Origin of the sequence: Polaromonas sp. (assembly GCF_035638815.1) — a bacterium.
Classification (GTDB): Bacteria; Pseudomonadota; Gammaproteobacteria; order Burkholderiales; family Burkholderiaceae_C; genus Polaromonas.
Genome location: NZ_DASQZG010000024.1, coordinates 58,153 through 64,819, shown reverse-complemented (window position 1 = coordinate 64,819; position 6,667 = coordinate 58,153). Strand labels below are relative to the sequence as shown.

Here is a 6,667-nt window from a genome sequence, read left to right as displayed (position 1 = left end):
CCAGAAGATGTTGAAACGCCCGCACCGCCAGGTCAATGTCATCGCTGGTCGTGCTCTCAAGCGGGTTGTGGCTGATGCCAGAGTTTTGCCCGCGCACAAACAGCATGGCTTGCGGCATGACCTCGTGCAGTTTCATGGCGTCGTGGCCCGCGCCGCTGGGCATTCGGTAAAGCGGCACACCCAGGCTGCCTGCCGCGCGCTCCCAGCGCTGTTGCCAATCGGGTGCGCTGGGCGCGGCGGCAGCGCGCATGGCTTCCTCGACAGAGTAGGTCAGGCCCCGGCGCTTGCAAATCGCTTTGAGTTCGGCCAGCACATCGGTCACCATGGCGTCGCGGTGCGGGTCAGTGGGAGCACGCAAGTCCAGGCTGAACTGGCAGCGGCCAGGCACCACGTTGATGGAGCCACTGGGCACCTGCAACATGCCGATGGTGCCGACCGAGTCGCCGTCGCGAGCTGCGCGTTGTTCGACATACAAGGCCAGCTCTGCCACAGCCACAGCGGCGTCGCGGCGCCGGTTCATGGGCGTGGTGCCGGCGTGGCTGGCCATGCCGGTCACCTCGCACAGGTAACGCACTCCGCCATTGATGGAGGTCACGATGCCCAGGGGGATGTCGAGTTCGTTCAGCACCGGGCCCTGCTCAATATGCACTTCTACAAAGGCAAGATAGTCAGCTGGCTGGCGCTGCAAGGCAGCAATGGCGTCCAAAGTCGCTGGCAAGCCTGCATGCTGCATGGCCTCGCGCATGGTCACACCGTCCGCGTCTTTTTGGTCCAGCCAGGCAGGATTGAACTGGCCGATCAGCGCACCCGAGCCGAGAAATGTGGCCTTGTAACGCTGGCCTTCTTCTTCCGCAAAGGCAATCACCTCAAAGTCAAAGGGCAGGCGTTTGTCCTGTCGTTTGAGTTCAGCCACGCAGGCGATGGGCACAAAAATGCCCAACCGCCCGTCGTACTTGCCGCCGTTGCGCACGGTATCGTAGTGGGACCCTGTCATCAATGTTTTGGCGCCTGGTTTGGATGCTTTGTAGCGACCCACCACATTGCCGACTGCATCCATCGCCACCTCGTCAAAACCGGCGTTACGCATGGTTTTCTCAATCTGCGCTGCGGCGCTGCGGTGCGCGTCGGTCAGGTAGGTGACTGTGAGCTGGGCCTTTTCTGCATAACCGGGGTCGCTGAAGGTGCTAAGTTGCTCCTGCCAGTCCCAGACCGTGTTGCCCAGATGGGGGTTCAGACCGAATTTGTCATTCAGGCGCAGCTCGGCGATGCGGTGGATGTTGCGCAGGCATTCGCCCAGTTCAAAGTCGGGCGGATTCGCCAGCCGACGCTCAAAGGTGTCGATGATCTCCTGCTTGCCCAGGCCTGTGCTTCGCGGGCCGCGCACCGCCAGAATGAATGGGAAGCCAAACTTTGCGTTGTAGTCAGCGTTGAGTTGCTGAATTTTCTGAAACTCTTCTGCCGTGCATTGCGTGAGACCTGCTTTGGTTTGCTCACTGGCCGAATCGCTTGTCAGCGTGCCGCTGACCATGGCCTTGCCCGCCAGCTCAGGGTGGGCGCGGATCAGCGCCAGCTGGGCGTCACGACCCGCGTCACTGACGATGCGCGCCATCACGTGTTTGAGCTGCGCCAGCGACTGAAAAGGCCGGTGTGCGAGCGCTGCTTCGGCGATCCAGGGGGAGTGTTCGTACAGGCCGTCCAGCCAGGCGGCGGCCTGCATGACCGGCGCGGCGTTGAGTTGTTCAAGGGAGGGCGTCATGATCAATCTTTGCAGGGGTGTACTTTTTGCCAATGCCGCGCGATGTCAATGCGGCGGCAGATCCACACCTTGTCGTGTTGTTGTACGTGGTCCAGGAAACGCTGCAACGCCACAATGCGCCCGGGCCGCCCGAGCAGGCGGGAGTGCATCCCGATGCTGAGCATCTTGGGCGCATCCAGGCCGTTCGGGTCGCCTTCGGTATACAGCGCATCAAAGCTGTCGCGCAGGTAGACGAAAAAATCATCAGCCTGCGCAAAGCCCTGGGGCAGTGCAAACCGCATGTCATTGGTATCCAGGGTGTAGGGCAGCACCAGGCGGGGGACCAAAGTGCCATCGGTTTTGCGGACATTCATCCACAAGGGCAGGTCGTCGCCGTAGTAGTCACTGTCGTATTCAAAGCCGCCCTCGTCAGCAACCAGCCGACGCGTGTTGGGGCTGTCCCGGCCGGTATACCAGCCAAGAGGGCGCTGGCCCGTCATCTGCGTGATGACTTCCACAGCCTGATGCATGTGCGCGCGCTCGGTCGCTTCGTCAATATTCTGGTAATTGATCCAGCGCCAGCCGTGGCAGGCAATTTCGTGTCCCTGTTCGACAAAGGCGGCGGTCAGTTCAGGGTGGCGCTGCAAAGCCATGCCGACGCCAAACACGGTCAGGGGCAACTGGCGCCTTTCAAATTCGCGCAGGATGCGCCAGACGCCGGCGCGCGATCCGTATTCGTAAATGCCTTCCATGCTCAGGTGCCGGTCCGCATAGCTGGGCGGGTTGGCCATCTCGGACAGAAACTGCTCTGAACCCGCGTCGCCGTGGAGCACCGAGTTTTCTGCGCCTTCTTCGTGGTTCAGCACAAACTGCACAGCGATGCGGGCCTGGTCTGGCCACCGTGCATGGGGTGGATTGCGGCCGTAGCCGACTAAATCTCTGGGGTAGGGGGTCATGAAAGGGCCATCGAAATCTCGTTGACCGGCATCTTCCGGTCGAAGGTAAGGCTCTTCTCCACATGCTCAAGATGTTCCATCATCAGGTGCACCGCTGTTTCCTCGTCCTTTGCGGCCAGAGCCTTGACGATGTTCGCGTGTTCGTCGTGTGAGTGTTCGGCAGCGCTGGCGTTCTGGTACATCAGGGTGATCAGGGAGCAGCGCGAAACCAGATCGCCCAGCATGTGTGCCAGCACCTCGTTTCCCATCAACTCGGCCATGCGCACATGAAAATCGCCAAGCAGCTCGTTTCTGGCGGACACGTCCTGCTGTTGAACTGCCAGTTTTTCCTGGGCCACGTGATCTTTGAGTGCCCTGATTTTTGCCGGCGTTGCGCCGCGAACAAAGGCTCGCGTCATTTCCGCCTCCAGCATGCGGCGAACGGCAAACACCTGGTGAGCCTCCGCCACAGACGGGGTTGCAACGAAAGCGCCGCGCGCGGGCTCCAGCCGGATCAGCCCGTTTTGCGAGAGTTGAAAGAGGGCCTGGCGCACCAATGTGCGGGAGACACCAAAGTGATCGGCCAGTTTTTGCTCGGCCAGCTTGGTGCCGGGGTGCAGCCGATGCTCCACAATGGCCTTGGTCAGGGCTTCAACAATGGCGCTGGTGGTGGGCAAGTCCATCGGCAAATGATACCGTGAAGCAAGCAAAGTGTATACACTTTTAGTCTATGAAAGGGAGGAACACATGGGATTGAGCACACATGTTCTGGACACGATGCATGGCACACCGGCTGCCGGGATGGCTGTTGAGCTTTACACCACCGAGGGTTCACAGTCCACGCTGGTGAAATCCTTTGTGCTGAACAGCGATGGACGCAACCCGGACGGTTTGCTGTATGACAACGACACCTTGCAGCGCGGCACCTACCGACTGGTGTTTGACGTGGCTGCGTATTTTGCAGGGTGCGGCGTTAGCTTGCCGGAGCCCAATTTTTTGAACAAGGTGACGCTGGACTTCGGCGTGGCCGATACGACGCAGCACTATCACGTGCCCCTGCTGGTGAGCCCCTGGAGCTATGCCACGTATCGGGGAAGCTGAAAGCGCCACATAACCGGTCCCTGATCGCCTTCGCCTGTCATCCGGGCGTCATCCAGCCTGGACACAATCGAAAGTTTTACTACTATTCACCCCATGAACATCCATCCCAAAAAGGGCGCCCTGAGCCGCCGTCAAGCCCTGTTGTTGTCTGCGGGCGCTGCCGCAAGTCTGGCCGCTCCGCCTGTTTGGGCGCAAGCGCCGGCCAGCGCTCCGGCGCCGGGTGGTGTGTATCCCGACCGGGCTGTCAAGATCGTGGTTCCGTTTGCCCCGGGCGCGGGTACCGACGCCATGGCGCGGCTGATTGCACAAAAGCTGGGTGAGTCGATGAACGCCACCTTTGTGGTGGATAACCGCGCAGGTGCCTCAGGTGCCATCGGTACCCAGTTTGTCGCGCAGTCCCCGGCGGATGGCTACACCCTGCTGCTGGTGGCTTCACCCTTCACCACCGTGGCGGCGTCTTTGCCCAGCGCCAACTACGACCCGCTGCGCCAGTTCACGCCCGTCGGGATGATCGCCAGCGGACCGCTGGTCTGGGCGGCGAACACCAAGCTTCCGGCCAACTCCATGAAAGAGCTGGTCGCGCTTGCCAAACAAAAGCCCGGTGCGCTCAATTACGGTTCGGCAGGTGCGGGCGGCGTTAACCACCTCGTGCTGGAGCTGCTCAAGGCCCGCACCGGAACCTTTATCACCCACATTCCGTACCGCGGCGTTGCACCCGCCACGATGGACATGATTGGCGGGCAGATCCAGCTTGTCACGGGCACCATTCCGGCGTTGCTTCCGTTTATCAAAAGCGGCAGTATCAAACCTCTTGCCGTGACCAGTGCCAAGCGCTCCAGTGCGTTGCCCGATGTGCCCAGCATGACCGAAGCCGGCCTGCCCGGCATTGACGTGGTGAACTACTTTGCGCTGATGGCGCCGACAGGTACGCCACCGGCCATCGTCAACGCCCTCAATGCAGCGATCAACAAGGTTGTGGCTCTGCCTGATGTGGTGGCCCGCTTCAAAACCGACGCCGTGGAAGCCGCACCGGGCTCTCCCGCATTGCTGGGGCATTTCATTGAAGCCGACTACCGCGCCTGGCGCAATGTCGTCAAAACCCAGAACTTGAAGATTGAGTAGACCGGCAGAGGGGCATCCTTCGACAAGCTCAGGAGGAACGGGCAGGGGGTCTTAATTCAAGCAGGGGCCGCGGAACCGGCTTCGCCGGGCCGCAGGCGCAGCGGCCCCCTCGGGGGGCAGGGAGCTACACGAAGTGAGCGACCGTGGGGGCCTAATCCTGCCCTTCAGTGAGGGTGTCGAGCTGGAACCTGCCGCTTTTGTGCCATAGCCAGGTGTCGGTATAGACAACTTTCCCAATGCGCGTCGGTGCGGGAAACGGGGACGCGTTTTTGATCATGCGTTCGATTTCTGCAATGACCTCGGGTGCATGTCTGGGTGCGCGCATCCAGTCGAGGCGCGTGACAGTGCCGACCTGGTTGATCTCCACATTCAACACGCCCACGGCATACAAAAGCGGCGGCATTCTTCCCTTGTAAATCCGGTTTGCATGAAGACCATACAGGTGACTGGCACCGCTTTGGCGGTATGCACGTGGTGTCGTTGCCGGTGAAGCGCGCGCAGAACCCTGTGCGGCAGGGATAGGCCCAGTCACGGGCGAACTCGGCTCCGGGGAGCCGCCGGATGTGCCTGCGGATTGTTCAGGCGCCGTTTTGCAGGCCGAAACAAGCGCGCCTACTGCTGCTGACAGCGCGGCCAGTAGCCACAGGCGGCGTGGAGAAGAATCAGACATACATTCCTTGTAGTGGAGGCTGAACGCGTGCTGCTATGGTGCAGACTGGTTGCGTTCGGCCAAATACCCTGTCCATATTTTGCCGAATTTGCCGGCGGCATGTCGAAAAGAAAATGCCAGTATTAAAGGGTTTGTACTGTGAGCCAACACAAGCGTGAATTTCTGGAGCGGCTTTCCCGCGAGCCTGCTGTGCTGGTGCGGGTGGACTCTACTGAGGGTTCGGTGCCGCGGGAGGCTGGAACCTGGATGGCCGTCTTTGCTGATGCGGTCGTAGGCACCATCGGCGGCGGCCACCTTGAATACGAAGCCATTTCCCGTGCAAAGTCGCACCTTCAAGGTGACGGCTGTGAGCAATTCGTGCGTGTTGTGCTCGGCCCCTCACTTGGGCAGTGTTGCGGCGGAGTCGTCGGACTACGGTATGAGAAAGTGGGCCCCGGCGATGTGCCGCTTCTCCAATCCGGCCTGAACGGACATTTACAAGCAGTTGCTCTTTTTGGCGGCGGGCACGTCGGCCATGCTTTGGTTCAGGTTTTATCGCGGCTTCCGTTTGCGCTGAGCTGGTTTGACAGTCGTGACGGAATTTTTTCGGATGCTGAGCAAGGTTTTTCCGCCGGGCAGCCCCAAGGAAAAATGAACCCCCTCGGGGGGCAGAGCGCTACACGGAGTGAGCAAGCGTGGGGGCCAAATATCACTTGCGAACACTCCGATCCGGTGCAGACGGCGGTGCGATACCTGGAGCCTGATTCGCAGGTCCTGATCATGAGCTTCAGCCATGCCGAGGACCTTGACATCGTGGCCGCCTGCCTCGACCGCCAGCGCGAGAGGGCGGACCTGCCCTTTATCGGTCTGATTGGCAGCAAGACCAAATGGGCAACCTTTCGGCATCGCCTCACGGCACGAGGTTATAGCGAAGAAGAGTTGGCTCAGGTGACTTGCCCCATTGGGCTGCCGGATGTCGTGGGCAAAGAGCCCGAGGTCATCGCCGTGTCTGTTGCCGCCCAGTTGCTGACGCGTAGCCGCCGGTAAAGATCGCATACACTTTTATCACCGGTCGCAGCGGAGCCGGGTGACCTGCCGGGTCGCCTCGAGTTCGTGACCAATTGC

General features: G+C 60.7%; 7 protein-coding genes. 3 read left to right on the top strand and 4 right to left on the bottom strand.

What is annotated here, in order from left to right; genetic code table 11:
* From uraD to VE934_RS15490, 3 genes are all read right to left on the bottom strand, one after another.
* On the bottom strand, positions 1–1,756 hold a 1,756-nt coding region (gene uraD / locus VE934_RS15500), incomplete at its 3' end, for a 2-oxo-4-hydroxy-4-carboxy-5-ureidoimidazoline decarboxylase (RefSeq protein WP_324889110.1).
* A 2-nt stretch (positions 1,757–1,758) separates the two neighbouring features.
* The gene (gene puuE, locus VE934_RS15495; RefSeq protein WP_324889108.1) at positions 1,759–2,691 is read right to left on the bottom strand and encodes an allantoinase PuuE; all 933 of its coding nucleotides are present in this window, start codon (positions 2,689–2,691) and stop codon (positions 1,759–1,761) included.
* Positions 2,688–3,353, bottom strand: coding sequence for a GntR family transcriptional regulator (locus VE934_RS15490; RefSeq protein ID WP_324889106.1), 666 nt, complete (start codon positions 3,351–3,353; stop codon positions 2,688–2,690). The genes puuE and VE934_RS15490 overlap by 4 nt, the downstream gene beginning before the upstream one ends.
* A gap of 64 nt (positions 3,354–3,417) precedes the next feature.
* On the opposite strand from VE934_RS15490, the gene uraH reads away from it, so the two are divergent.
* Entirely contained in the window at positions 3,418–3,771 is a 354-nt protein-coding gene (gene uraH, locus VE934_RS15485) for a hydroxyisourate hydrolase (RefSeq protein WP_324889104.1), read from the top strand.
* Positions 3,772–3,864: 93 nt separating this feature from the next.
* Complete coding sequence (locus VE934_RS15480; protein ID WP_324889102.1) at positions 3,865–4,893, top strand: tripartite tricarboxylate transporter substrate binding protein; 1,029 nt, start codon at positions 3,865–3,867, stop codon at positions 4,891–4,893.
* A gap of 151 nt (positions 4,894–5,044) precedes the next feature.
* On the opposite strand, the gene VE934_RS15475 is transcribed toward VE934_RS15480, so the two are convergent.
* Positions 5,045–5,563: a hypothetical protein gene (locus VE934_RS15475; RefSeq protein ID WP_324889100.1), complete on the bottom strand. Its 519-nt coding sequence runs from the start codon at positions 5,561–5,563 to the stop codon at positions 5,045–5,047.
* Between the two features lie 138 nt (positions 5,564–5,701).
* Between VE934_RS15475 and xdhC the strand changes: the two genes are divergently transcribed.
* Entirely contained in the window at positions 5,702–6,589 is an 888-nt protein-coding gene (gene xdhC / locus VE934_RS15470; protein WP_324889098.1) for a xanthine dehydrogenase accessory protein XdhC, read from the top strand.
* The last annotated feature ends 78 nt before the right edge of the window (positions 6,590–6,667 follow it).